This is a genomic window from Kitasatospora sp. NPDC030952 (genome assembly GCF_055571335.1).
On record NZ_JBVIFM010000017.1, the window covers coordinates 90,316 to 114,122 of the forward strand.

22 protein-coding genes and 1 pseudogene are annotated in these 23,807 nt (G+C 73.7%); 13 read left to right on the forward strand and 10 right to left on the reverse strand.

Annotation, left to right across the window (positions count from 1 at the left end; all coding sequences use genetic code 11):
* Positions 1-134 precede the first annotated feature (134 nt).
* Positions 135-1,105, forward strand: a pseudogene (locus ACZ47G_RS26885) (RNA-guided endonuclease InsQ/TnpB family protein).
* A gap of 35 nt (positions 1,106-1,140) precedes the next feature.
* On the opposite strand, the gene ACZ47G_RS26890 reads toward ACZ47G_RS26885, so the two are convergent.
* From ACZ47G_RS26890 to ACZ47G_RS26905, 4 genes are all read right to left on the reverse strand, one after another.
* Positions 1,141-2,298, reverse strand: coding sequence for a type III polyketide synthase (locus ACZ47G_RS26890; protein WP_465746834.1), 1,158 nt, complete (start codon positions 2,296-2,298; stop codon positions 1,141-1,143).
* Between the two features lie 36 nt (positions 2,299-2,334).
* On the reverse strand, positions 2,335-3,543 hold the full coding sequence (locus ACZ47G_RS26895; protein ID WP_465746836.1) for a cytochrome P450: 1,209 nt from the start codon (positions 3,541-3,543) through the stop codon (positions 2,335-2,337).
* A 198-nt stretch (positions 3,544-3,741) separates the two neighbouring features.
* Positions 3,742-4,458: a response regulator gene (locus ACZ47G_RS26900; protein WP_465746838.1), complete on the reverse strand. Its 717-nt coding sequence runs from the start codon at positions 4,456-4,458 to the stop codon at positions 3,742-3,744.
* Positions 4,459-4,550: 92 nt separating this feature from the next.
* A complete protein-coding gene (locus ACZ47G_RS26905) occupies positions 4,551-5,381 on the reverse strand; it encodes a sensor histidine kinase (protein ID WP_465746840.1) in 831 nt (276 codons plus the stop codon).
* 139 nt (positions 5,382-5,520) lie between these two features.
* Between ACZ47G_RS26905 and ACZ47G_RS26910 the strand changes: the two genes are divergently transcribed.
* From ACZ47G_RS26910 to hemC, 4 genes are all read left to right on the forward strand, one after another.
* Positions 5,521-6,249: an ABC transporter ATP-binding protein gene (locus ACZ47G_RS26910; protein WP_465746842.1), complete on the forward strand. Its 729-nt coding sequence runs from the start codon at positions 5,521-5,523 to the stop codon at positions 6,247-6,249.
* Between the two features lie 150 nt (positions 6,250-6,399).
* Positions 6,400-8,730: an ABC transporter permease gene (locus ACZ47G_RS26915; protein WP_465746844.1), complete on the forward strand. Its 2,331-nt coding sequence runs from the start codon at positions 6,400-6,402 to the stop codon at positions 8,728-8,730.
* Positions 8,731-8,819: 89 nt separating this feature from the next.
* Positions 8,820-10,082, forward strand: a complete 1,263-nt coding sequence (locus ACZ47G_RS26920) for a hypothetical protein (RefSeq protein ID WP_465746846.1) — start codon at positions 8,820-8,822, stop codon at positions 10,080-10,082.
* A 19-nt stretch (positions 10,083-10,101) separates the two neighbouring features.
* Complete coding sequence (hemC, locus tag ACZ47G_RS26925; protein WP_465746848.1) at positions 10,102-11,037, forward strand: hydroxymethylbilane synthase; 936 nt, start codon at positions 10,102-10,104, stop codon at positions 11,035-11,037.
* A gap of 103 nt (positions 11,038-11,140) precedes the next feature.
* On the opposite strand, the gene ACZ47G_RS26930 is transcribed toward hemC, so the two are convergent.
* The gene (locus ACZ47G_RS26930) at positions 11,141-11,308 is read right to left on the reverse strand and encodes a hypothetical protein (protein ID WP_465746850.1); all 168 of its coding nucleotides are present in this window, start codon (positions 11,306-11,308) and stop codon (positions 11,141-11,143) included.
* Between the two features lie 83 nt (positions 11,309-11,391).
* Here ACZ47G_RS26930 and ACZ47G_RS26935 point away from each other — a divergent pair, with 83 nt between their 5' ends.
* Positions 11,392-11,922 (forward strand): hypothetical protein, encoded by a 531-nt coding sequence (locus ACZ47G_RS26935; protein WP_465746852.1) that lies wholly within the window; start codon positions 11,392-11,394, stop codon positions 11,920-11,922.
* A 1-nt stretch (position 11,923) separates the two neighbouring features.
* Here ACZ47G_RS26935 and ACZ47G_RS26940 read toward each other — a convergent pair whose 3' ends face one another.
* Positions 11,924-12,499, reverse strand: a complete 576-nt coding sequence (locus ACZ47G_RS26940) for a winged helix-turn-helix domain-containing protein (protein ID WP_465746854.1) — start codon at positions 12,497-12,499, stop codon at positions 11,924-11,926.
* 120 nt (positions 12,500-12,619) lie between these two features.
* On the opposite strand from ACZ47G_RS26940, the gene def reads away from it, so the two are divergent.
* From def to ACZ47G_RS26965, 5 genes are all read left to right on the forward strand, one after another.
* Positions 12,620-13,201, forward strand: a complete 582-nt coding sequence (def, locus tag ACZ47G_RS26945; protein WP_465746856.1) for a peptide deformylase — start codon at positions 12,620-12,622, stop codon at positions 13,199-13,201.
* 9 nt (positions 13,202-13,210) lie between these two features.
* Positions 13,211-13,852, forward strand: a complete 642-nt coding sequence (locus ACZ47G_RS26950) for a class I SAM-dependent methyltransferase (RefSeq protein ID WP_465746858.1) — start codon at positions 13,211-13,213, stop codon at positions 13,850-13,852.
* 208 nt (positions 13,853-14,060) lie between these two features.
* Positions 14,061-15,269: a serine hydrolase domain-containing protein gene (locus ACZ47G_RS26955; protein ID WP_465746860.1), complete on the forward strand. Its 1,209-nt coding sequence runs from the start codon at positions 14,061-14,063 to the stop codon at positions 15,267-15,269.
* A gap of 113 nt (positions 15,270-15,382) precedes the next feature.
* Complete coding sequence (locus ACZ47G_RS26960; protein ID WP_465746862.1) at positions 15,383-16,384, forward strand: uroporphyrinogen decarboxylase/cobalamine-independent methonine synthase family protein; 1,002 nt, start codon at positions 15,383-15,385, stop codon at positions 16,382-16,384.
* A gap of 125 nt (positions 16,385-16,509) precedes the next feature.
* Positions 16,510-17,028, forward strand: a complete 519-nt coding sequence (locus ACZ47G_RS26965) for a hypothetical protein (RefSeq protein ID WP_465746864.1) — start codon at positions 16,510-16,512, stop codon at positions 17,026-17,028.
* Positions 17,029-17,124: 96 nt separating this feature from the next.
* Here ACZ47G_RS26965 and ACZ47G_RS26970 read toward each other — a convergent pair whose 3' ends face one another.
* A complete protein-coding gene (locus tag ACZ47G_RS26970; RefSeq protein WP_465746866.1) occupies positions 17,125-17,763 on the reverse strand; it encodes a TetR/AcrR family transcriptional regulator in 639 nt (212 codons plus the stop codon).
* 112 nt (positions 17,764-17,875) lie between these two features.
* Between ACZ47G_RS26970 and ACZ47G_RS26975 the strand changes: the two genes are divergently transcribed.
* Complete coding sequence (locus ACZ47G_RS26975; protein WP_465746868.1) at positions 17,876-18,619, forward strand: SDR family oxidoreductase; 744 nt, start codon at positions 17,876-17,878, stop codon at positions 18,617-18,619.
* A gap of 141 nt (positions 18,620-18,760) precedes the next feature.
* On the opposite strand, the gene ACZ47G_RS26980 is transcribed toward ACZ47G_RS26975, so the two are convergent.
* Both ACZ47G_RS26980 and ACZ47G_RS26985 read right to left on the reverse strand, forming a co-directional pair.
* Positions 18,761-20,164, reverse strand: coding sequence for an SDR family oxidoreductase (locus tag ACZ47G_RS26980; RefSeq protein WP_465746870.1), 1,404 nt, complete (start codon positions 20,162-20,164; stop codon positions 18,761-18,763).
* A gap of 159 nt (positions 20,165-20,323) precedes the next feature.
* Positions 20,324-21,817, reverse strand: a complete 1,494-nt coding sequence (locus ACZ47G_RS26985) for a carbohydrate binding domain-containing protein (RefSeq protein ID WP_465746872.1) — start codon at positions 21,815-21,817, stop codon at positions 20,324-20,326.
* A gap of 319 nt (positions 21,818-22,136) precedes the next feature.
* Here ACZ47G_RS26985 and ACZ47G_RS26990 point away from each other — a divergent pair, with 319 nt between their 5' ends.
* Positions 22,137-23,096, forward strand: coding sequence for an aldo/keto reductase (locus ACZ47G_RS26990; protein ID WP_465746874.1), 960 nt, complete (start codon positions 22,137-22,139; stop codon positions 23,094-23,096).
* Here ACZ47G_RS26990 and ACZ47G_RS26995 read toward each other — a convergent pair.
* Positions 23,090-23,749 (reverse strand): GNAT family N-acetyltransferase, encoded by a 660-nt coding sequence (locus ACZ47G_RS26995; RefSeq protein WP_465746876.1) that lies wholly within the window; start codon positions 23,747-23,749, stop codon positions 23,090-23,092. The two genes, ACZ47G_RS26990 and ACZ47G_RS26995, sit on opposite strands and share 7 nt — an antisense overlap.
* Positions 23,750-23,807: the final 58 nt, after the last annotated feature.

Consider the following 23,807-nt stretch of genomic DNA (forward strand, 5'->3'; position numbering starts at 1 on the left):
GCCGGGAAGGAATGAGACATCTCGTGATGGATCCTCGGTCGAGGCTGGGGAAGTGGCGAGGTCGGCTGTTTTGAAGGCGGACGAGTCGGCATCGAGGACGCGAGAGCCCGAATGGTACAAACTGATGGCCTATCATGTATGCCGTGGCCACTTGCGTGAAGCGAGCCCTCAAGTACCGCTTCTATCCGACCGATGCGCGGGCGGCCGAGCTGTCTCGCACGTTCGGGTGCGTGCGGAAGGTCTACAACATGGCGTTGGAGGCCCGGACCGCCGCGTGGCAAAGATGAGCGATCCGCTCGTCGTCGCGTGGTCCCGGCCGCTGCCGACGGGAGTTCAACCGTCCACGGTGACCGTCAGCCAGGACGCGGCGGGCCGCTGGTTCGTCTCCCTGCTGTGCGAGGACCCCCGGGTCGGACCACTCCCCCCGGTGGACACGGCGGTGGGGATCGACGCGGGCACGACCTCGCTGGTGACGCTGTCCACCGGGGAGAAGGTCGACAACCCGAGGTACGAGCGCCGCGACCGGGAACGCCTGGCCAAGGCCCAGCGTGAGTTGTGTCGGAAGGCCAAGGGATCGAACAACCGCGAGAAGGCCCGTGTCAAGGTCGCCCGCGTGCATGCGCGGATCGCCGATCGGCGCGGGGACTTCCTGCACAAGCTCACCACTCGACTCGTCCGTGAGAACCAAACGCTCGTGATCGAGGATCTGACCGTCCGCAACATGCTCAAGAACCCGGGGCTCGCCCGCGCCATCAGTGACGCGAGCTGGAGGAAACTGCGGACGATGCTGGAGTACAAGTGCGCCTGGTACGGCCGCGAGCTGGTGACCGTCGACCGGTGGCTGCCCAGCTCGAAGCTCTGCTCGGGCTGCGGCATCCTGCGCGACAGGATGCCGCTCGACGTCCGTGTATGGACGTGCGGCTGCGGCATCACCCATGACCGGGACGTGAACGCGGCGAAGAACATCCTGGCCGCCGGGCTGGCGGTTGCAGCCTGTGGAGACGGTGTAAGACCTCAACGGAGAACTCCGGGCGGGCAGTCGTCGGTGAAGCAGGAAGTCGTCCCACCGCGGCGCACGCGCGCAGCGGCTCAGCCGCGAGGGTGAGGGGGAACTCCCTCGCCCTCGGGCGGGAGGGGAAGTCAATCGGAGATCGTAGTGCCGGCGGGGAAACGGCGGGGGGCGCCCTGATGGACGAGGGCGATGTCGGAGGTGGAGATGGCGCGCGGCCGCCGGCGGGCCTGCTCGATGGTGGAGTCCACCCAACTGCCCAGCGAGATCTCGGCGGTGATGCCCGGTCCGAAGCCGGCGATCAGCCCGGTGGTGCCCTCGCCCACCCCGCCGTCGGCGAACAGCCGGGCCAGGGCGTCGAAGACGACGGCGCTGGCGATGTTGCCGCGTTCGGTCAGGGTGGCCCGGCTGTAGCGGAACGTCGAGGGCTCCAGGTTGAGGAAGTGGCAGAGGTCGTCCAGGATGCGCGGGCCGCCGGCGTGCACGATGTAGAAGCCGAGCCCGGAGACGTCCCAGCCGTGCTGCCCGGCCAGGGTGCGCAGCGCGGGGGCGAGCATCTCCATGGTGCGGGGCACCCGCTTGTCCAACTGGAAGTGGAAGCCGGTGTCCTTGACCCCGTACGAGATCCAGCCCTCGGTGTCCGGGACGAGGTGCGAGCCGTTGCGTTCGACGTGCACCCCGCGGCCGCCGTGGCCGCGCATCACCACGGCGGCGATCGCGTCCCCGAACAGGCCGTTGGAGAGCAGTGAGCCGACGCCGAGGTCGCTCGGCTGGTAGCAGAGCGAGCAGAACTCGCAGGCGACGATGAGCACGTTGGCGCCCGGGTAGGCGCGGCAGAAGTCGTGGGCGCGGTTGACGGCCGCGCCGCCGGCGGCGCAGCCGAGCTGGGCGATCGGCACCTGGCGGGTGTCGGAGCGGAAGCCCATGGTGTTGATCAGCCAGGCCGTCATGGAGGGCATCATGAAGCCGGTGCAGGACACGTAGATGATCAGGTCGATGTCCTGGGCGCCCAACTCGGCGTGGCCGAGGGCGCGTTCGACCACCTCCGGGACGCGGAGCTTGGCCTCCCGTTCGTACACCTGGTTGCGGTGGGTGAAGCCGGGGTGGGTGAGGGTCTGCTCGATCGGCTGCACCAGGTGCCGGGTGCGCACCCCGGTGTTCTCGATCAGCCGTAGGGCCAGGCCGAGTTGGGGGTGGCCGGCGTGCAGGGTGCGGGCCAGGTCGAGGGTCTCGTCGAGGGTGATGACGTGTTCGGGTACCGCGATGGCGGGGCGGCAGAGGGTGGCCATGAGGGGGGTCTCCTGGGTCTCCTGGGGGACGGGGGGCTACCAGGCGACCGGCAGGGTGCGCGGGAAGCGCCAGATCGAGCCGGAGTTCCAGTCGAGTTCGGCCGGGTCGACGGCCAGCCGCAGCCCGGGGAAGCGCCGCAGCAGGGTGCCGATGGCGACCTGCAGCTCCATCAGGGCGAGGTGCGAGCCGAGGCAGCGGTGCTGGCCGTGGCCGAAGGCCATGTTGACCGGCCCGTCGGTGCGGTCGAGGTCCAGCTCGTCGGGGCGCTCGTACACCGAGGCGTCCCGGTTGGCGGTGAGGTAGGAGACGTGCACGGCCTCGCCGGCCCGGATCAGCACCCCGCCCAGCTCGACGTCCTCGGTGGCGACCCGGGCGATGCCCGGGCCCTGGCGGAACGGGATGAAGCGCAGCAGCTCCTCCAGGGCGCGCGGCAGGGTGTCCGGCCGGGTGCGCAGCTCGGCGAGCTGCTCGGGGTGGGTGAGCAGGGTGTACGTGATGTTGCTGAGCTGGTAGGTGCTGGTGTCGTGGCCGGTGACCAGCAGGACCATCGCCATGACGGTGAGCTCGTCGGCGTCCAGCAGGTCCTCGCCGTCCCGGGCGGTGGCCAGCGCGCTGATCAGGTCCTCGCCGGGGGCGGCGCGGCGTTCGGCGGTGAGCGCGGCGAAGTAGGCCCGCAGGCCGGCCTTGGCGGCCTCCTGGCCCTCGCGGCTGCCCGGGCCCATCCGCATCATCGCGACGGCCCAGCCGCGCAGCCGGTCGCGGTCCTGCTCGGGGATCTCCAGCAGCTCGCAGATGGTGGTGAGTGGCAGCCGGGCGGAGAGGAAGTGCGCGAGGTCGGCGGGGGCGCCGTGCTCCGCCATCTCGTCGAGGTAGCCGTCGACGATCCGCTGGGTGGCCGGGCGCAGCCGTTCGACCTGGCGGTTGGTGAAGCCCTGGGCGACCAGTCGGCGAAGCCGGTTGTGCTCGGGCGGGTCCATCAGGTTGATCGACTCGGCCTGGGCGATGGTGGCGGGCGTCATCCGGGGCAGGTCGCGCCCGATGCCGGCGGCGCGGCTGAAGCGGCGGTCGGTGGTGACCACCTTGACGTCCTCGTAGCGGGTGGCCAGCCAGGCCTCGCCCTCGCCGTGCGGCAGTCGGATCCTGGCGATCGGGGCCTCGGTGAGCAGCCGCTTGAGGAGGGGGTCGAACTCCAGGCCGTCGGTGTGGTGGAAGGGGCAGTCCCACACGGGGGTGCTGGTGGTCACGGGCCTGTCCAATGGTGTTCGTCGTGCGGGTGATGCCGCGGGTGATGCCGCCCGGACCGGCTGTCGGCGGTTGGGGCGCGGTCACGCAGATGTTCCCCCATGGACTGGCAAAGATGTGAATTCCCGGAGCCGTTCCCCCTATTGAGTGAGATGGCTGATTGTCATGCGAATCATCTTCGCTGGTACCGAAGTTGACGATCAGTCGTTCGCACCCGGTGCGACCAGTCCGGTCTCGTAGGCGAGCACCACGGCCTGGGCCCGGTCGCGCAGGTTCAACTTGGAGAAGATCCGGGCCACATGGGTCTTCACGGTCGACTCGCTGAGGGTCAGTTCGACCGCCAACTCGGTGTTGGACAGCCCGCGTCCGAGCAGTCCGAGTACCTCCACCTCGCGCGGGGTGAGCGGGGCGAGATCACGGTGCAGCCGCGGGGTGGCGGTGCCGCGCGCGGCGGGGTGCGGGGCGCCGGCCGCGAAGCGCTCGACCAGCCGGCGGGTGATCGACGGGGCGAGCAGGGCGTCGCCGGTGTCCACCAGCCGTACCGCGGCGGCGAGATGGGCCGAGGTGACGTCCTTGAGCAGGAAGCCGCTGGCGCCGGCGGACAGCGCCGAGTAGACGTAGTGGTCCAGGTCGAAGGTGGTCAGCATGATCACCCGGCAGCCGGGCACCGTGGCCAGGATCCGGCGGGCGGCCTCCAGGCCGTCCATGGTGGGCATCCGGATGTCCAGCAGGGCCACGTCGGGCCGGTGCAGGGTGGCGGCGGCCACCGCCTCGGCGCCGTCGGCGGCCTCGGCGACCACGTCGATGCCGCGCGCGGTGAGGATCATCCGGAAGCCGGTGCGGACCAGCTCCTGGTCGTCGGCGATCACCACCCGGGGGCGGCGCTGCTCGTCCTGCTCCACGGTCCTCCCGGTCACGGCTTCCACGGTCCCCTCTGCCAGGGCTTCCACGGTCCCTTCGGTCACGGCTTCCACGGTCCCCTCGGTCACGGACTCCGCGGTCCCCTTCGTCACGGCCGGTCCAGCGGGATGCGGGCGCGCACCCGGTAGCCGCCGCCGATCCGGCGCCGGGCGTCCAGGTCCCCGCCGTAGACCGCGACCCGCTCGCGCAGGCCGATCAGCCCGCGTCCGGCGCCGTCCGCCCGCCGGGGCGCGGGTGCGGGCGCCCCGGAGAGCACGCTCTGGCCGCTGTTCAGCACCTCCACCCGCAGGTAGTGGTCCGCGTAGCGCACCGTCACCTGGGCCGTCACCCCGTCCCCGTGCTTGAGCGCGTTGGTCAGCGCCTCCTGGACGATCCGGTAGGCCGTCACGTCGATGCCGCCGGGCAGCGGCCGCGGCTCGCCGGAGATCCGCACCTCCACCGGCAGCCCGGCGAAGGCGAACCGGTCGATCAGCGGGCTCAGCCGGCTCAGGCTGGGCTGCGGCGTGAACTCGTTCCGCTCCGGCTCCTCGCTGCCGTCCGCGGCCGGGGCGAGCAGGCCCAGCAGGTGCCGCAGTTCGGTCATGGTGTCCCGCCCGGCCGCCTCGACCGCGCCCATCGCGGCCGCCGCCTCCTCCGGCATGGTGGCCAGCACCTCCCGGGCGGCCCCGGCCTGCACCACCATCAGGCTCACGTTGTGGCTCACGATGTCGTGCAACTCGGCGGCGATCCGCGCCCGTTCGGCGTCCACGGCGGCGCTCGCGGCGCTCTCCCGCTCCCGTTCCAGCAGCCAGCCGCGCTCGCCGATGGCGGCCCGGTACAGCCGGCGTGCCCGTACCAGCGCGACGCCCAGCCAGCCGGCGCCCGCACAGGCGGCGCCCGCCACCGCGAGCGCGATCCAGTCGGTCCCCGTTCCCCACACGACGCCCAGCCTCCCAGGTCGGCCCTTGATCCACATCATCCGGGGGTGCCGCCGCCGTACATCCCCGGTACTACGGCCACCTGCGGTTACACCCGGGGTGGGACGTCCGGCCCGGGCCGCCGCGCCTACCTTCGTCGGCATGAGCAACGACCACGACGGGACCACCACCCGCTCCGACGACACGCCGTTCGTCGTCGAGCTGTCCGGGGTGCACAAGGAGTTCGGCGACGCCAAGGCGCTCGACGGTGTCGACCTGCGGATCCGCGCGGGTGAGGCGGTGGCCGTGATGGGCCCCTCGGGGTGCGGCAAGTCCACCCTGCTGAACATGGTGGCCGGACTGGACCGGCCCACCTCCGGCACCGTACGGGTGCAGGGGCAGGACCTCGGCGGGCTGAACGAGAACGGCCTGGCCCTGTTCCGCCGCCGCCACATCGGCATGATCTTCCAGTTCTTCAACCTGATCGACGACCTCCCGGCCCTGGACAACGTGGCCCTGGCCGCCCAGCTGACCGGCACCAGCGCCCGCCAGGCCCGCCGCCGGGCACTGGAGCTGCTGGACGAACTCGGCGTCGCACACCGCAAGGACGTCTACCCGGCCACCCTCAGCGGCGGCGAGCGCCAGCGGGTCGCGGTGGCCCGCGCCCTGATGAACCGCCCGGCGCTGCTGCTCGCCGACGAGCCGACCGGCGCCCTGGACAGCCGCTCGGGCGAGCAGGTGATGGACCTGCTGATCGACCTCAACCAGATCGGGCAGACCCTGCTGATCGTCACCCACGACCCCAACCTGGCCACCCGCTGCGCCAGCCGGCTGGTCGAGGTCGCGGACGGCAAGGTGGCGCGCGAGCGGATGCTGGAGGCGTCGTCGTGAGCGAGCGAAGCGAGCGAACCATCGAGAGGTGCGGGTTTCGCGAAGCGGCCGCCGAGCGCAGCGAGGTGGGCACGTGAACGAGCGAAGCGAGCGAACCATCAGCAGGTGCGCGTTCCGCGAAGCGGCCGCCGAGCGCAGCGAGGTGGGCGCATGAGCGAGCGAACCATCAGGGGGAGCGGCGCCGTCTGGCGTGCCTCCCGGGCGGCGGTGAAGCGCCGCCGGGTGCAGACCGTCGTGATCGGCCTGGTCGTCTTCTGCTCCACCGCGACCGTGCTGCTCGCCCTCGCGGTGATCAGTGCCGCCCGGTCCCCCTTCGACACCGCCTTCGAGGCCGAGCGCGGCGCGCACGTCAACGCCGTCTTCGACCCGGGCAAGGCCTCGGCGGAGCAGCTGGCCGCCACCGCCCACCGGCCGGGCGTCGAGGCCGCCGCCGGGCCCTTCGACCAGGCCGTGGTGACCATCCCCACGGACTGGGCCGGCCGCCCGCCGGGCCCGCTGACCCTGGTCGGCCGGCCCGACCCGGCGGCCGCGCCGGTGGACCGGGTGGAGCTGCTGTCCGGCCGCTGGGCCACCGCCCCCGGCGAGCTGGTGATGGCCACGGGCGGGGGCTCCGGGGAGGGAAACCTCGGCAAGTCGGTCACCACCAACACGGGGCTGAAGCTCACCGTCGTCGGCTCCGCCACCGACATGAGCCAGTCCGCCGGCGGCTGGGTGACCCCCGAGCAGGCGGCCGCCCTGCACCCCACCGGCCGGCAGATGCTCTACCGCTTCGCCGACGCGGACACCGAGCAGCAGCTGACCGCCTCGCTCGACAGGGCCACCGAGGGCCTGCCGAAGGACGCGGTCGCCAACGGGCAGTCCTACCTGGTGCTCAAGCAGGCCTTCTCGGCCGGCGCCGACGCCTACCTGCCGGTGATGACGGTCTTCGGCGTGCTCGGCCTGATCGTCGCCACGCTGATCGTCGGCAACGTGGTGAGCGGCGCGGTGGTCTCCGGCTACCGGCACATCGGGGTGCTGAAGTCGATCGGCTTCACCCCGCGCCAGGTGGTCACGGTCTACCTGACCATGGTCTCGGTGCCCGCCGTCGTCGGCACCGTCCTCGGGACGGCGGCCGGCTGGGCGGCCGCGTACCCGATCCTCCAGACCGCCTTCTCCGGGATCGCGACCGGCACCGCCGTCATCGCACCGGCCGGCTGGCTGCCGGTCGCCACCCTGCTCGGTGTCCCGCTGCTGGTCGTCCTCGCCGCGCTGGTGCCCGCCTCGCGGGCTCGCCGGCTCTCCGCCGCCCAGGCCATCTCGGCGGGCAGCGCCCCGCGCAGCGGGCGCGGGCTGAAGGTGCAGCGCTGGCTGAGCGGCACCCGGCTGCCCCGGGCCGTCAGCCTCGGCCTCGGCCAGCCCTTCGCCCGTCCGGCCCGCACCGCGCTGACCATGGCGGCGATCGCGCTCGGGGTGGTCACCGTGACGGTGACCACCGGCCTGACCGGCACCCTGGCCAAGGCCATGTCCGCACCCGACACGTACACCCACATCGACGTACTGACCGGTGGCTTCACCGTGGACAAGGGCGCCCCCCGGCTGACCCAGGAGCAGACCGAGGCGATGCTGCACGCCGCCCCCGGCGCCGACCGGGTCTCCGTCCGGGGCCTGGTCCGGGTCGCCGTCGTGGGCCAGCCCCAGGTGGTCTTCGCCAACTTCTACGGCGGCGACGCCATGGTCGACCACAGCCGGTTGAACGTGGTCGAGGGCCGCCCGGCGACCGGGCTGGGCGAGGCCGAGGCCGGACCGGCCTTCCTGGACCAGCGCGGGCTCAAGCTCGGCGACAAGGTCACCCTGGTGCTGGACGACCGGCAGACCACCGTCACCCTGGTCGGCCTGGAGTCCCAGGGCAACGCCAACGCGCTCACCTCCAACGACGCCACCCGGGCCCTGCTCACCCCGGACCGGCACGTGGTCGAGTACGACGTACGGCTCGCCGCCGGCGCCGACGCCAAGGCCTACCAGGACGCGGTCTCCGCCGCCGACCCGACCCTGTCGACCTCGGTGGTCACGGCGGGCACCACCGGGTCGGTCGTCGCGATCAAGACCTTCAGCACGACCTTCTCCGTCCTGCTGTCGGTGGTCGCCGCGCTCGGCGTCTTCAACACCCTGCTGCTCACCATCCGGGAGCGCCGCCGCGACCTCGGGATGCTGAAGGCGATCGGGATGACGCCCCGGCAGGTCGTCGGGATGACGGTCACCTCGGTGGCCTGGCAGGGCGTGGTCAGCGGGATCGTCGGGATCCCGGTCGGGATCCTGGTGCACCGGCTGATCGCGGAGAACGTCCGGATCATCCACTTCACGGACGGCATGATCGACGTCTGGGGCGCCCCGCTGCTGACCGCCCTCGCCCTCGCGGGCGTCACGATCGCCGTCCTCGGCGCGCTCGTCCCGGCCCGCTCGGCGGCCCGGCTGCCGATCGCGGAGGTGCTGCACAACGAGTGAGCCCACGGGGCACGCGGACGGCCGGGCGGGGAACCGCCCGGCCGTCCGTCGCGTCCCAACTCCCGTCGACATCGGGGGAGCTGAGGCGAGTGTCCGTCCACCGTTCCGAACTGCTCCGGCGAGCGGCCGTCACGCTCGGCGGGGTGGTGCTGTTCCGGCTCGGGCAGAGTCTGCCGCTGCCCGGCGTCGACCCGGCCGTGCTGCGGCGGGTCGCCGACCGCACCCTGCCGGGCGACCAACTACGCGGCCTGGCCGACCTGCTGACCGGCGGCGGGCTGTACCGGCTGGCGCTGCTCCCGTTCGGCGTCCTGGCGGTCTTCCTGGCCCGCCCGATCGTCCTGGCCCTCACCCGGCTGCACCCCCGGCTCGCCGCGCTGCGCCCCGAACGGGCGGCCGGCAGCCGCGCCGGGATGCGGCGGGCTGAAGCCTGGACCACCCTCGCCCTCGGCCTGCTCGGCGGGCTGGCGCTCGCACTGGCCGCCGACACCGGCCGGCTGCTGCCCGGCCCGGCCGCCGGGGACGGCGTGCTGCGGTGGCACGGCGCGCCCGCCGTCGCCGTGCTCACCGGCTGCACCGCGGTCGGCGCACTGGCGGTGCTGTGGCTGGCCCGGTGGATCGGCCGGTACGGGCTCGGCGACGGGGTGCCGGTGCTGCTGTTCGCCCAGGTCCTCGCCGTGCTGCCGGGCCAACTGTGGGCGGTGGAGGGGGAGTCCGGGCCCGGCGGCTACGCGCTGGTGCTGGAGGCGGTGCTGTTCTCCCTGGTGGCGACCACCGCGCTGGTGGTCGCCGGGCGCCGGGGCGAGCGGCGCGTGCCGGTGCAGTACGCGCGGCGGATGATCGGGGTGCGGTCCGGCGGCGGCGGGACCCGCTACCTGCCGCTGGTGCTCAGCCACCGGGGGTTCGTCCCGGCGGTGGTGGCGGCCCTGCTGCTCGCCCCGTTCCCGCTGCCCCGGATGCCGTATCTGGCGCTGCTGTTCGGGCTGGCCGCCGTCGGCGCGTGGCCGGCCGTACTGGCCGGGCGGTCGGTGCTCGGGAGCGCGGACGTGATGATGCGCGAGGGGGCGTTCGTCCCCGGGATCCGGCCCGGCCGGCCCACCGTCGAGTTCCTGGCCTACCTGCGCGGACGGCTCGCCGTCGCGGAGGTGCTCGGCACCGGTCTGGTCGCCGTGCTGCCGGTGCTGGCGCTGGCGGCCGTCGGCGCGGCGGACGGCCACGGCTTCAGCGGCGCGAGCCTGCTGGTGGTGGCCGCTACGGCGCTCGACGCGGTCTTCTCGGTGCTGCGGGACGCCCGGTGGGCCACCGTGCCACGCCGTTACGCCGAGTACGTGACGCACCCGCAGCCGCAGCCGTAGGAGCGCCTATCATCGCGCCATGGCCACCGCTGAGCTGATCCGCATCGTGTCCCGCTCCTCTCCCATGGCGCTCGCCCAGGTCGATCGGGTCCGCGCCGAACTCGCCGCGCTGCACCCGGGACTGCGCACCGAGGTGGTGCCGGTCACCACCTCGGGCGACCGCTGGACCGGGGACCTCGCCGCCCTGGGCGGCAAGGGCGCGTTCACCAAGGAGGTGGACGCCGCGCTGCTCGCCGGGGAGGCCGACGTCGCCGTGCACTGCCTCAAGGACGTGCCCGCCGACCGCCCGCTGCCCGCCGGCACCGTCTTCGCCGCCTACCTGCGCCGCGACGACATCCGCGACGCGCTCGTCCACCCCGGCGGCCTGACCCTGGCCCAACTCCCGCCCGGCACCCGGATCGGCACCTCCTCCGTCCGCCGCACCGCCCAACTCGCCTCCTCCCACCCGCAGCTGGAGTGCGTCCCGATCCGCGGCAACGCCAACAGCCGGCTCGCCAAGCTGGCGGCGGGGCACGTCGACGCGCTGCTGCTCGCCGTCTCCGGCCTGGAGCGGATCGGCGAGCGGGCCCGGATCACCGAGGTCCTCGGCGTCGAGGAGATGTGCCCGCCGATCGGCGCCGGGATCCTGGTGCTGCAGTGCCGGGAGGACGACGCCGCGACCATCGAGGCCGTGACCGGCCTCGGCCACCACGACACCTGGCGGGAGGCGGCCGCCGAGCGGATGTTCCTGCACGTGCTGCAGGGCCACTGCAACAGCCCGATCTCCGGCTTCGCCCGGGCCGAGGGGGACGGCCGGCTCTCGCTGCGGGGCCGGGTCTTCACCCCGGACGGCAAGCGGGTGCTGGACGCCCACGAGTGGGCGGGGGTGCTCAGCCCGGAGGACCTCGGCACCTCGGTCGCGCTGGCGCTCAAGCGGCAGGGGGCGCAGGAGCTGATCTCCTCGATCCCGCACTGAGGCCGGGGTCGGTGATCTTTCCGCCTCCGTGAACCGTTCCGCCTCCGTGAACCGTCCCGCCGCGCCCACGGCTGAGCCGATTCCGGCTGCGTGACGGTGGCGCTCAGGAACGCCGGAGGAACCTGGCGTAGCAGGCCGTGAACACCAGGACGATCCCGACGTTCACCGCCAGCCGCTCCCAGAAGTGGTGCCGGAAGAACAGGACGTCCACGCCGACCACGACGGCCACCATCGCGAGCACGTAGACCACGGCGATCGTCTTGCTTGCCATGCTTCCTTTGTACCGCGCGCGGGCGGTACCGGAACCCGCGCGCGGGGGAGAACCGAGCGGGTGTTCGGGGCGTCCGTTGAGGCGTGATCAGTGCGGTGCTCGGCGGGATGCCGAACTTCTGGCCCGGGCTGCTGCTCTCGCTGGTGCCGGCCGCCCTGCTGAACCGGCCGGTGGGGCGGCTGCTGCGGGCCCACTGGGCGGTGGGCTTCCTGCTGCTGCTCGGGCTCGGCGGGGTGGTGGTGGCGACCCTGCTGCCGGAGGCGTTCCAGCTCTCCCGGGACGCCGTGCGGCACTGCACGGTGGCCGGCGCCCGGCCGCGCTCGCCGTACGAGCTGCTGCACGTACGGCACATCGAGCTCAAGCTGGCCACCTACGCCCCGGTGGGGTTCGCGGCCGCCCTGGCCGGGACCAGGCGGCGGGCGGCGGTGGCGCTGGTGGGCACGGCCGTGCTGCCGTTCGCGGTGTCGGCGCTGCAGTACGCGGCGCCCGCGATCGGGCGGGCCTGCGACGCGCAGGACGTCTGGGACGGTGTGCAGGGGGTCGTGCTGGGGGCGGCGGTGGGCCTGGTGGTCGGGCCGGTGGTGCGGGCTCTCCGCGCCCGCGCCGCCGCCTGAGCTACTGGTCGAGCTGCTGGTCGAGCTGGTCGAGCAGCGGGAACAGCCGGGCCACGGCCGCGACCGGACGGGCCCCGGCGGGGCGGGCGGCCGGGTCGGTGTCCCGGTCGCGGTAGCGGGCGAGCAGCCGGCGCACCTCGGCGCCGACGGCGGTCAGCTCCTCGGGGGTGAGGTGGACGACGGCGCTGAACGCCTCGTCCTGCTGCCACTCGGCCGGGGCCCCGGCGCGCCCGGCGAGCCAGCGCCGGTAGCTCTCGTCCTCCAGTCCTCGGGCCAGCTCGCTGAACTCGTCCTGCGGTCCGGGCGGTCCGGGCGGTCCGGGTAGTGCGGGCAGTTCGGACGGTTCGCTGTCGGGGAGCCGCCACGGCCGGGCCCGCCCGTCGGCGGCCGGGGCCTCCTCGATCAGGCCGTACCGGGCCAGCTGCCGCAGGTGGAACGAGCACAGCCCGGAGCTGAGGCCGAGTCGGGCGGCGGCCTCGGTGGAGGTGAGGGTGCCGCGTTCGGCGAGCAGCTCCAGCAGCGCGGTGCGGACGGCGTGTTCGGGGAGGGCACCGGATCTGACGAGGTCTTCGGTCACTTTGCAAAGTCTGCTACTTTGCAAAGTCGACAGCAAGTCCACCCACCTGCAAGTCCGCCCACCTGCAAGTCCACCGACCTGCACGTCCCGAACGGCAAGTCCACCGAAGGGGGAACACCCGTGTCCGAGCTGCGCGACCGTCCGACCGTCCTGAGGATCACCGAGGTGGGGGAGGAGATCCTCCGCCGCACCTGCCGCCCGGCGACCGAGGAGGACTTCGGCAGCGAGCGGCTGGCCCGGCTGATCGACGACATGTTCGCCACCATGTACGTCGCCGACGGCTGCGGCCTCGCCGCCAACCAGGTCGACGTGGACCTGCGGCTGTTCGTCTACGACTGCACCGACGAGGACGGCGCCCGGCACGTCGGACACGTGCTCAACCCGGTGGTCGAGGAGCAGGAGCCCGGCCGCCGGCTGGCCGAGGACGTCGAGGGCTGCCTCTCCGTACCCGGCGCCAACACCCAACTCGCCCGCCCCGCCCACGCGGTGGTGCACGGCGTCGACCAGCACGGCGCCCCCGTGACGATCGAGGGCGTCGGCTACTTCGCCCGCTGCCTCCAGCACGAGACCGACCACCTCAACGGCGGCCTCTACCTCGACCGGCTCTCCGCCCGCGACCGCAAGCGGATGATGAAGCAGACCGCCGACCGCCGGGAGAAGGTCTTCGCCGAGCGCGCCGCCAGGACCGCGAAGGCCGGTTAGGGTGGCGCGGTGACCGAGCCCGCCCACCTCGCCGCCGTCCGCGCGTCGTACGACACCGTCGCCGCCGACTACCTCCGCCTGGTCGTCCCGCCCGAGGGCATGGACCCGGTCTCCCGCGCGATGCTCGCCGCCTTCGCGGAGCTGGTCCGGGAGTCGGGCGGCGGCGAGGTCGCCGACCTCGGCTGCGGGCCGGGCCGGCTGACGGCCTACCTGACCGGGCTGGGGCTGTCGGCCCACGGCGTCGACGTCTCGGGCGGGATGATCGCCCTCGCCCGCCGGGCGTACCCCCGACTGCGGTTCACCGTCGGCTCGATGGCAGCCCTGGACGCGGCCGACGGCAGCCTCGGCGGCATCCTCGCCTGGTACTCCGTCCACCACACCCCGCCGGCGCAACTGCCCGGACTCTTCGCCGAGTTCGCCCGCGTCCTGGCCCCCGGCGGCCACCTGCTGCTGGGCGGCCACGTCGGCGACGGCGAGCGGCGTCCGACCACGGCCTACGGCCATCCGGTGTCGTACGCCTCGCACCTGGTCCCGGCGGGGCGGCTGGCCGAGCTGCTGGAGCGGGCGGGGTTCACCGTCACCGCCCGGCTGGAACAGCCCCACCCGGAGCGAACGGACCGCTCGCACGTCTGCCTGCTGGGGCACGTCTGATCCGGGGCGCTCCGAGGTGGGGGCGCTCCGAGGCGGGGGGTCTCCGAGGTGGGGGTCTTCGGGGCGGGCTTCTCCGGGTCGAACCCTGACGGAAGACCAGGGATCGCCGGGGCCCCGACCCTGATGCTCGGGGCGCGGCGGGTCGGCAGACTCGTCTCCGGGCCGGACTCCTCCGGCCCGATGACGACCAGTCTGGAGCCGAAACACCGTGAACGCCGCTACCCACCGCAGCCGTTGGGCCGTCGTCGTCGCCGCCGGAGCCCTGGCGGCCGCGCTGACGGTCGGCGCCGGCACCCCCGCCCTCGCCGCCGCTCCCGCCGCTCCGGCCGGTGCGGCGGGCGTGTCCGCACCGGCGCCGCTGGACCGGGCGGCCGTCCGGGCGGCACTGGCCGAGCGGCCGGCTGCCGACGTCTCCGCCGCCTTCGTCCGCATCACCGGCACCACCGGGCGGTTCGAGGGCGGTTCGGCGGAGGACGGCATGGCGGTGGACCCGCACGGCCGGTTCCGGATCGGGTCGGTCTCGAAGGTCTTCACCACCACCGTCGTCCTCCAGCTCGCCGCCGAGGGCCGGATCGACCTGGACGCCACCGTGCGGCAGTACCTGCCGGACTTCCCCTACGAGGGGGTCACCGTCGGCCAGTTGCTCAACCACACCAGCGGACTGCCCAACGGCTCCAACGTGCCCTGGGGCGACGGCAGCACCACCTGGTTCGAGGCCCACCGGCTGGACTCGTTCACCCCCGAGCAGGTCATCGCCACCATGCACGGCTACCCGCTGGGCTTCCGGCCGGGCACCGAGCAGCAGTACAACGGCATGAACACCTTCGTGGCCGGGCTGGTCGTCGAGAAGGTCACCGGCCACGGCTTCGCCGACGAGCTGCGCGACCGGATCATCCGGCCGCTCGGTCTGCACGACACCTCCCTCCCGGACGGCGACGACCCCGAGCTGCGGCACCCCGCCACCCATCCCTACCTGTCCGTCCCCGACGCCGACGGCGGCACCCACCGGGCGGACGTGACCGAGCAGAGTCCCTGGCCCTGGGCGGAGGGTGGCATGATCTCCAGCGCCGCCGACCTGGACCGCTTCATGACCGCCCTGTTCCGCGGCCGGCTGCTCCCCGCGGCCCAGCAGGAGCAGCTGTTCACCGTGCCCGACGTGCCCGTCGCCGCCCACAGCAGCCACTGCCCGGACGGCAAGGCGTGCATGAGCATGGGCCTGGAGCGCCTGCAGTCCCACGGCATCACGGCCTGGGGCAAGACCGGCTCCCGCCCCGGCTCCACCAGCGGGGTCTTCGCCACCCGCGACCTCTCCCGCAAGGTCGTCTACTCGATGGACCCGACCACCCTGAACGGCGCCGAGACGCCGTACGCCCTCGGGCTGGTGGCGGCCTCCTTCGGGCTGAGCTCGGTGGTCTGACGCGGCGTCGACGTCAAGCCGGATCACCCGCGTTACCACCAAGGAGCGGGATCGCGGGTGGGACCGGCACTATTCGGCGGCCGGGCGCCCACCCGCGCCTAGGCTGCCGCACCGTGACCATTCCTTCCGAACCCATCGGCAGCCTGCCCCGCTCCACCGACTCCTCGACCGCCGTCAAGGACACCGTCGCGCGACTGGAGGCGCTCGGCTCGCCGGTCGTCACCGACGGCGACCAGGCCAAGCCGAGCGCCTACACCTATCCGCTCGACGGGGCCGCCGGCCTGGCCCCCCACGGTGTCGTCATCCCCTACTCCGACGGCCACACCCGGCAGTTGCCCCGGCTGACGGCCGGCCCGTTCCGCTACCGGGTGCACGCCGAGCAGTACCTGCGGGCCGCGCAGGAGGCCGCCACCGTACCGGTGAAGCAGTCCGTCGTGGCGCCCTCGACGCTCAGCCTGCTGTACCCGCCGGACGGCATCGCCGGGTACTCGCGGGAGGCCTTCCTCGACGATCTGCTCGACGGCGCGGAGGCGGACATCCGGGGCTGCCTGGACGCCGGCGCCCACGTCGTGCAGCTCGAACTCACCGAGGCCCGGCTGTCGCTGAAGCTCGACCCCAGCGGCGGGGTGCTGCGCGACTTCGTCGAGCTGGACAACCGGGTGCTGGAGCGGTTCTCCGCCGCCGAGCGCGCCCGGATCGGGGTGCAGACCGACCCCGGCAACGACCAGGGCGCCACCCACAGCCTGGACGTCGACTACGCGGAGCTGCTGCCGACGTTCTTCCGGCTCAAGGCGGGCAACTTCTACCTGTCCCTGGCGAGCGAGGCCGACCCGGACCGCGCGCTGGCACTGATCGCCGAGCACCTCCCCGCCGACGCCAGGGTGTTCGTCGGGGTGACCGACCCGAGCGACCCGCGGGTGGAGACCGCCGAGCAGGTGCGGGACCGCGTCCTCACCGCCGCCCGCCACCTGCCCGCCGACCGCCTGGGCAGCTGCGACGACAGCGGCTTCGCCCCCTTCGCGGACGACCGGTCCACGTCCCGCGAGACGGCCTTCGCCAAGATCAGGGCCCGGCTGGAGGGGACGGCCCTGGCCGCCGAGCAGCTCGGCCTCTGACCTCCCCGCACCGGAGGCCGCTCCCTCCTCCTCCCTTGTGGTGAGCCGCGGTTGGCTCTCCCGGGGGAGGAGGGGGGACCGCGGGGCGGAGGTGGCGGACGGCTGGTGTCCGCGACGGTGGACCCATGCTGATGAACCTCCCGGTCGGTGACACCGAACGCCCCGTTCCCGCTTGGGCCCTGCGGCTCGCCAAGGCCCTGCCACTGGTCCTCCTGCCGCACTGCCTGTGGCGGCTGCCGTTCGCCTTCGGCTTCGAGATGGGCATCGTCGACCCCGGCAGCCCGCCGCACACCTGGTGGGCCACCCCGTACGTCTTCGGCCTGAGCCTGGTCACCGAGGGGCTGGCGCTGCTCACCCTGGGGCTGGTCAGCGGCTGGGGCGAGGTGTTCCCCCGCTGGGTGCCGCTCCTGCGCGGCCGCCGGGTGCCGCCGCTCGGGCCGCTGCTCGCCACGCTGCTGGGCGGCCTGGTGCTGTTCGGCCTCTTCGGCCTCCAGCCGCTGGCCTGGTTCGGCCTGCAGGACGAGGTCGGCTTCGGCAACGGCTGGTGGGAGGCGCTGGCCCGGGTCTGCATCGGCCCGGCGATGCTCTGGGGGCCGATCACCATCGCCCTCGGCATCGCCTACTACCGCCGCCGCACGGCTTGAAGGATCCCCGGCAGCGCGGGAAGTCGGCCCGGCTTCCCGCGCCGAGGCAGGTGGCGGGGCCGAACTCGCCGACGGCCACCGGCTCGGCCCGGGCGGTCAGTTCGCGGATGCCGTCGCCGGTGAGTCGTTCCCGGTGATCAGGGTGTCGGCGAGCCGCTCGGCGGTGGACTCGTCCAGTGGGCCGTGGCCGAGCAGGAAGCGGTACCAGAACACCCCGTAGACCTGGTCCACGATCAGGTCGAGGTCGGCGTGGTCGGCCAGTTCGCCGCGCTCGCGGCCCCGGGTGAGGAGGTCGTGCAGCGCGGTGCGCCGGGTGGCGGTGAAGGTCCGCATCAGCTCGGCCAGGTGCGGGTCGCGGGCGGCCTCGCGGGCGACGGTGCGCAGCGCGGAGGCGGTGGTGCCGCGCTGGGCGGCGTCGAAGGTGGTCCCGATGAAGGCGCGCAGGTCGGTGCGGAGGGTGCCGGTGTCCGGGTGGTCGGTGACGTCCTGGTCGGCGCGGTCGGTGAGGGCGTCCAGCAGGACGGCGCCCTTGGAGGGCCACCAGCGGTAGACGGTCTGCTTGCCGACGCCGGCGGTGCGGGCGATGGCGTCGATGGTGACGGGCGTGCCGTCGGAGTCGGCGAGCAGGTGGAGTGCCGCGTCCAGGATCGCCCGGTGGGCCGCCTCGTTGCGGCGGCGGCCGGTGTGCGGCCGGGCGGCGGAGGCCTGCTCGGCCGAGGGGTCGCTCTTGCTCATCGTGGTCCCTTTCTTCCTTCCCCCGCTTGACAAGACTAACAGTCTCGGCAACCATCATTACCGGAACTAGCGGTCTCGACAAGAACTCGAGCAAGCCGGAAAGGCCAGAACCATGAGCACTGCAACGAACCTCTTCGCCGGACAGCACGTCATCGTCATGGGCGGCAGCTCGGGCATCGGCGAGGCGACCGCGACCGCCTTCGCCGCCGACGGCGCCGAGGTCGTGATCACCGGCCGTGACCGCGAGAAGCTGGACGCCGCCGTCGCCCGGATCGGCGGCAAGACCAGCGGCGCCCGGCTCGACGCCACCGACCCGGCCGCGCTGGCCGCCTTCTTCGCCGGGGCCGGCACCGTCGACCACCTGGTGGTCGCGGTCAGCGGCGCGGCCGGCAGCGGCCCGTTCGCCGAACTCGACCTCGCCGACCTCGCCCACGGCTTCGACGCCAAGTTCTGGCCGCAGGTCCGGGTGCTCCAGGCGGCCCTGCCGCACCTGCGCAAGGACGGCTCGGTCACCCTGATCACCGCCGCCTCGGCCCGCGCCGCCATCCCCGGCACCGCCGGACTGGCCGCCATCAACGGCGCCCTGGAGGCGATGGTCCCGCCGCTGGCCGTCGAACTCGCCCCGCTGCGGATCAACGCCGTCTCGCCCGGCGTCATCGACACCCCGTGGTGGGACCGCGTCCCCACCGAGCAGCGCACCGCCCTCTTCGACGGCCTGGCCGCCACCACCCCGGTCGGCCGGGTCGGCCGCCCCGAGGACGTCGCCCGGGCGATCCACATGTTCGCCGCCAACACCTTCGTCACCGGAGTGGTGCTCGACTGCACCGGCGGGGCCAACCTGCCCACCGGCCGCTGAGCCCTCCTGCAACGCCGACGGCCCGGCCCGGGACCACCCCGGGCCGGGCCGTTCCGGCGCACCGCTACGGCACCTGGTGCGACGGCTGATGCGACACCTGATGCGACGGCTGGTGCGACGGCTGGTGCGACGGCTGGGACGTCACCACTCCGCCACCCGGTAGTCCTTGAGGAACACCCCCGACACCGGGTGCCCGGCCTCGCCGCGCACGATCGGGTCGTAGACCCGGGCGGCGCCGTCCACGACGTCCAGCGGGGTGCGGAAGCCCCGGGCGGCGATCCGGGCCTTCGCGGGCGCCGGGTTCTCGTCGGTGATCCAGCCGGTGTCCACGGCGCACATGTGCACGCCCTTCGGGGCGAGTTCGGCGGCGCTGGTGCGGGTGAGCATGTTGAGCGCGGCCTTGGCCATGTTGGTGTGGGGGTGGCGCGCGGTCTTGTTGCGGACGGCGAACCGGCCCTCCACCGCCGTGACGTTGACGATGTAGCGGGCGGGGCGCGGGGAGGCGAGCAGCAGCGGCAGCAGTCGGTCGCAGAGCAGCGCCGGGGCCAGGGCGTTGACCAGCTGGGTCTCCAGCACCTCCGCCGGGTCGAGCGAACCGAGCGTGGTGGACCAGGAGTTGACGGGCGCGAGGTCGGGCAGCAGTCCGGCCTCGTCGGTGAGGTCCAGCAGTGAGCCGGCCCCCGACGGCAGTTGGGCGACGTCGGTGAGCGGACGGAACCCGGGCGCGTGGGTGATGGCCCGGCGGTCGGCGCCCGGCAGGGCGGTGGACTCCCCGGCCGCCAGCAGGGCGTACGACTCCGGCGGGCGCCGCAGGGTCTGTGCGGCGTTGTTGACCAGGATGTCCAGCGGCCGCCCGTCGGCGCGCAACTCCTCGGTCAGGCCGAGGACTTGACGCGGGTCGCGGAGGTCGATGCCGACCACGGTGAGCCGCTCCCACCACTGCCCGCTGCCCTCGGCGGCGCGGAAGCGGCGGACGGTGTCCCGCGGGAAGCGGCTGGTGACGATCAGCTCGGCGCCGTCCCGCAGCAGCATCAGCGCGAGCTGGAAGCCGATCTTCACCCGCCCGCCGGTGAGCAGTGCCCGGCGCCCGCGCAGGTCGGTGGAGAGGTCGCGGCGGGCGGTGTTGTCGGCCGCGCAGTCCGGGCAGAGCATGTGGTAGAAGCCGTCGACCTGGCGGTACGGCTGCTTGCAGACGTAGCACTTGCGCGGGACGAGCAACTCGCCGACCGGCCCTCCCGCAGGCGGGAGCGGCGTGTCCTCACGGCGTTGCCGGGCGCCGGTCGCGGTGCCGGCGAGCAGCGCGGCGTCGGCCTGGCGGACGGCCTCCTTGGCCTCCTGGCGGCGGCGTTTGCGGCTCTCCGTCACGAAGGAGCTGAGCTGGCGCTCGGCGTGCAGCCGGGTGCGGTCCTGGAAGGGGAGGTCGCGCAGGCGGCCCAGGGTGGTGCTGAACGCGCTGAGTTCCTCGGGGGTGAGGCCCGCCGCGCAGGCGGCTTCGCTGGTCGTGGTGTCGATGATCAGCTGATGGTGGTCGTCCCGGACCGTCATGTCCGCCCCCTCGTTCCGTACAGGTGGGAGGGACTGTAGTGGACGGTCCGGGAGGATGAGATGCCAATTTCTCCGGCTGTCCGGCCTGCTCAGCCGCAGTCGGAGGTGCCGGGGCGCCGACGGCCCCCTGGCCCGCCGGCGCCCCGGAAGCGCTGCGGCTCAGCCCGTGTACTGGCCGAAGACCTTCGCGAACTCGTACGGCTGCTGCGGGATGTTGGTGCACTTGGCCAGCGAGCCGGTGCAGGCGTTGGCGTCCCGGGTGGCGTCCCAGAAGGCGAGCAGGCCGAGGTGGTTCTGCTTGGCGAAGGTCACCAACTGCTGGGCCGCGGCCTGGTTGTAGATCTGGTGGTCGTCGTTCTCGCCGATCATCGGGGTGACCCCGACCATGGCCCACAGCCGGGCGTCGGTCTTCGCCGGGTAGAGCGCCTTGAGCTGGCCGAAGGTCGCCTGCGCGGCCTGGACGGCGGCGTTTCCGTAGTCGCTGCCCGAGCGGTAGTAGTCCATCGCCATGACGTTCACCAGGTCGAGGTCGACCCCGGCGTCCCGGGCGGACTTGACGACGGCGACGCCGTCGCTGGTCAGGCCCTCGGGCAGGACGGGCAGGGTGAGCGAGACCTTGAGGCCCGGGTGGGCCTGCTGGAGCTTGGCGAGGGCGGCGGAGCGGCGGTCGTTGGAGGCGGTGTCGGCGATCGCCGCGCCCTCGATGTCGTAGTCGACGTAGCGCAGGTTGTAGGCGTTGACGACCGCGTCGTACTCGTTGAACAGCGAGTCCACCGAGGTGCAGGCGGCGGCGAGTTCGGTGCCGCTGGCGCCGCCGAAGGAGAGCTTGACGTCTCCGCCGGCCGCGCGCAGCGCGTCGACCTGGTCCTTGGCCCAGCCGGTGCGCGGGTCGTAGGCGTTGAACCAGCTGGCCTTGCAGCCGACGCCGGTGACGAAGCCCATGGTGTAGCCCTTGACGCCGCCGGCCTTGGCCATGGCGGGCATGGACGGGGTGGGCCAGGCGCCCATGTCGATGTACGGGGCGACCGGGAGCGCGACGTTCGGCGGCGGGGTGGTCGGGCCGCCGGTGGGGGTTCCGCTCGGCGGGGTGGTCGGCGGGGTGGTCGGGCCGCCGCCGGGGCCGGTGAGGGTGACGTCGTCGGCGAGGTAGGCGCCCTGCCCGTACCAGCCGTGCAGGTAGACGGTGACGCTGGTGGTGCTCGGGCCGGTGGTGAAACCGGCCGACAGCTGCTGCCAGTTGGCGCCGCCCGGGGTCCACACGGCGGGGTCGGTGACGCCGCTGCCGGTGGCGCCGAGGTAGACGTACTGGCCCTGCACCCAGGCGCTGAGGGTGTAGCTGGTGTTGGGCTGGACGCTCACGGTCTGGCCGCACTGCGCGGTGTCGCTCGCGCCGACCGCCCCCTTGAGCGCGTACGTCCCGCTGTGCGCACCGGAGTTGACGATGCTCCCGGTAGTGGCGGAACAGCTCCACGGGTCGAGTGCGCCGCTCTCGAAGCCGCCGTTGGCGAGCAGGTCGGCGTCGGCGGCACCGGCGTTCCCGGCGAGGGTGGCGAGGCCGCCGGCGGCGAGCACGGCGGCGGCGGCGAGGCTCAGCAGTTTGGTCCGGCCGGTGGGGCGGCGGTGGGTGGGGGCGTGCTGGGGCGCGCTGGGCATGGGGGTGCCTCTCGGGACGTGGGGCCGCCCGCGCCGTGAAGGGGGGAGACACGGGGCGGGCGGCAGCATGGGGGCTGGTCCGGTGCGGGGAGGAGCGCGGTGCTGAGGATCAAACTGGACTAGACCAGCTGGGCACGTCAAGCACTTCCGGGCTTCCGGGAGCCCCCCGAGAGCAGGTTTTAGGGCGGGTTTAAGGAGGTCCTTCGGTCAAAGTGCCTGACTCGCAGTCGAAGTGACCGGTCGTCAGTCAAGATCGAGCGTGGGCACCGCCCCACCGCCCCACCGCAGGACCAGCCGGAAACCAGACAGGAGCACCGTCATGCGCAACGCCCCGTTCGGCAGCAACGGCCCGGAGGTCGGCGTCATCGGCCTCGGCTGCATGGGGATGACCTTCGCCTACGACGTGGGCAGCCGGGACGACGAGAAGTCCGTCGGCGTGATCCGCCAGGCGCTGGACCTCGGCGTCACCCTGATCGACACCGCCGACATGTACGGCCCGTACACCAACGAGGAGGTGGTCGGCGCCGCGCTGGCCGGCCCCCACCGCGAGCGCGCCTTCCTGGCCACCAAGGTCGGCATCGTCCCCGGCGGCAGCGGCCAGGACGCGGCCCGCGACGGCAGCCCCGAGCACGTGCGGCGCTCGATCGACGACAGCCTGCGCCGCCTCGGCACCGACCACCTCGACCTCTACCAGCTGCACCGGGTCGACCCGGCCGTCCCGATCGAGGAGACCTGGGGCGCGCTGGCCGAGACCGTCCGGGCCGGCAAGGTCCGCCGGATCGGGCTCTCCGAGGTGGGCGTCGAGGAGATCCGGCGGGCGCAGGCCGTGCACCCGGTGGCCTCGGTGCAGTCCGAGCTGTCGCTGTGGACCCGGGACGCGCTGGCCGAGGTGCTGCCGTACACCGAGGAGCAGGGCATCGCCTTCCTGCCGTACTCGCCGCTCGGCCGGGGCTTCCTGACCGGCAGCATCACCTCCCTCGACGAACTGCCCGAGGACGACTTCCGCCGCCGACTGCCCCGCTTCCAGCAGGAGGCGCTGCAGGCCAACCTGGAGCTGGTCGGGCGGGTCCGGGCGGTCGCCGAGCGGATCGGTGCCTCGCCCGCGCAGGTCGCGCTGGCCTGGGTGCTGGCGCAGGGCCGGTACGTCTTCCCGATCCCGGGCACCAAGACGCCGCGCTACCTGCTGGACAACGCGGGCGCGGCCGCGATCGAGCTCTCGGCGGCCGACCTGGCGGAGCTGGACGCGCTGCCGGCCGCGGCGGGCGGGCGCTACTACTGAGCCACCGGGCGGGCCCTGGGGCCCGCCCGGCGCTCCATGACCCACACCTGCTGCCGCCCGGTCTCGCCCGGCGCCCGGACGGCGGCCTCGGTGACCCGGTCCAGCCGGTAGCCGAGCTTGCGCGGGACGGCCGCGCTGGCGCCGTTCGCCTGGTCGCAGCGGATCTCCACCCGGGCGATCCCGGGCAGCGCCAGCGCGGCCTCGGTCAGCGCCCCGGCCGCGGCGGTCGCGATGCCGCGGCCGACGTGCCGGGCGGCCACCCAGTAGCCGATCTCCAGCGCGCCCGGCCCGATCCGCCCGTGCAGCCCGAGGGCCGCGACCACCCGGCCGGGCGCCGCGTCCAGGTCGGCGAGGTACATGAAGTCCGTTCCGGCCTCCCAGGCGGCGGTGCCGGCCCGGGTCTGCTCGGCGGTCCGGGCCCGACTGGGGGCCTCGGCCGCCCAGTCCAGCCAGGGCCGCAGGTGCTCCAGGTTGGCGTGCACGGCCCGGTGCAGGGCCGGCGCGTGGGTGCTGCGGCGGCGGTGCAGGGAGAGGCCGCCGGGCAGCCGCAGCAGTTCCGGCGGCCGTCCCGCGGTCACCTCCGGCGCCGCCCGGGCGGGCTCGCGGGACGGCGGCCGCGCCCGCCCGCAGGACTGCGACTGTGCTGGGCTCATGGCGGCGATTATGTCCTTGGCCCGGACCTGCCACATCCGGACGGAGGCGCATCCGGGG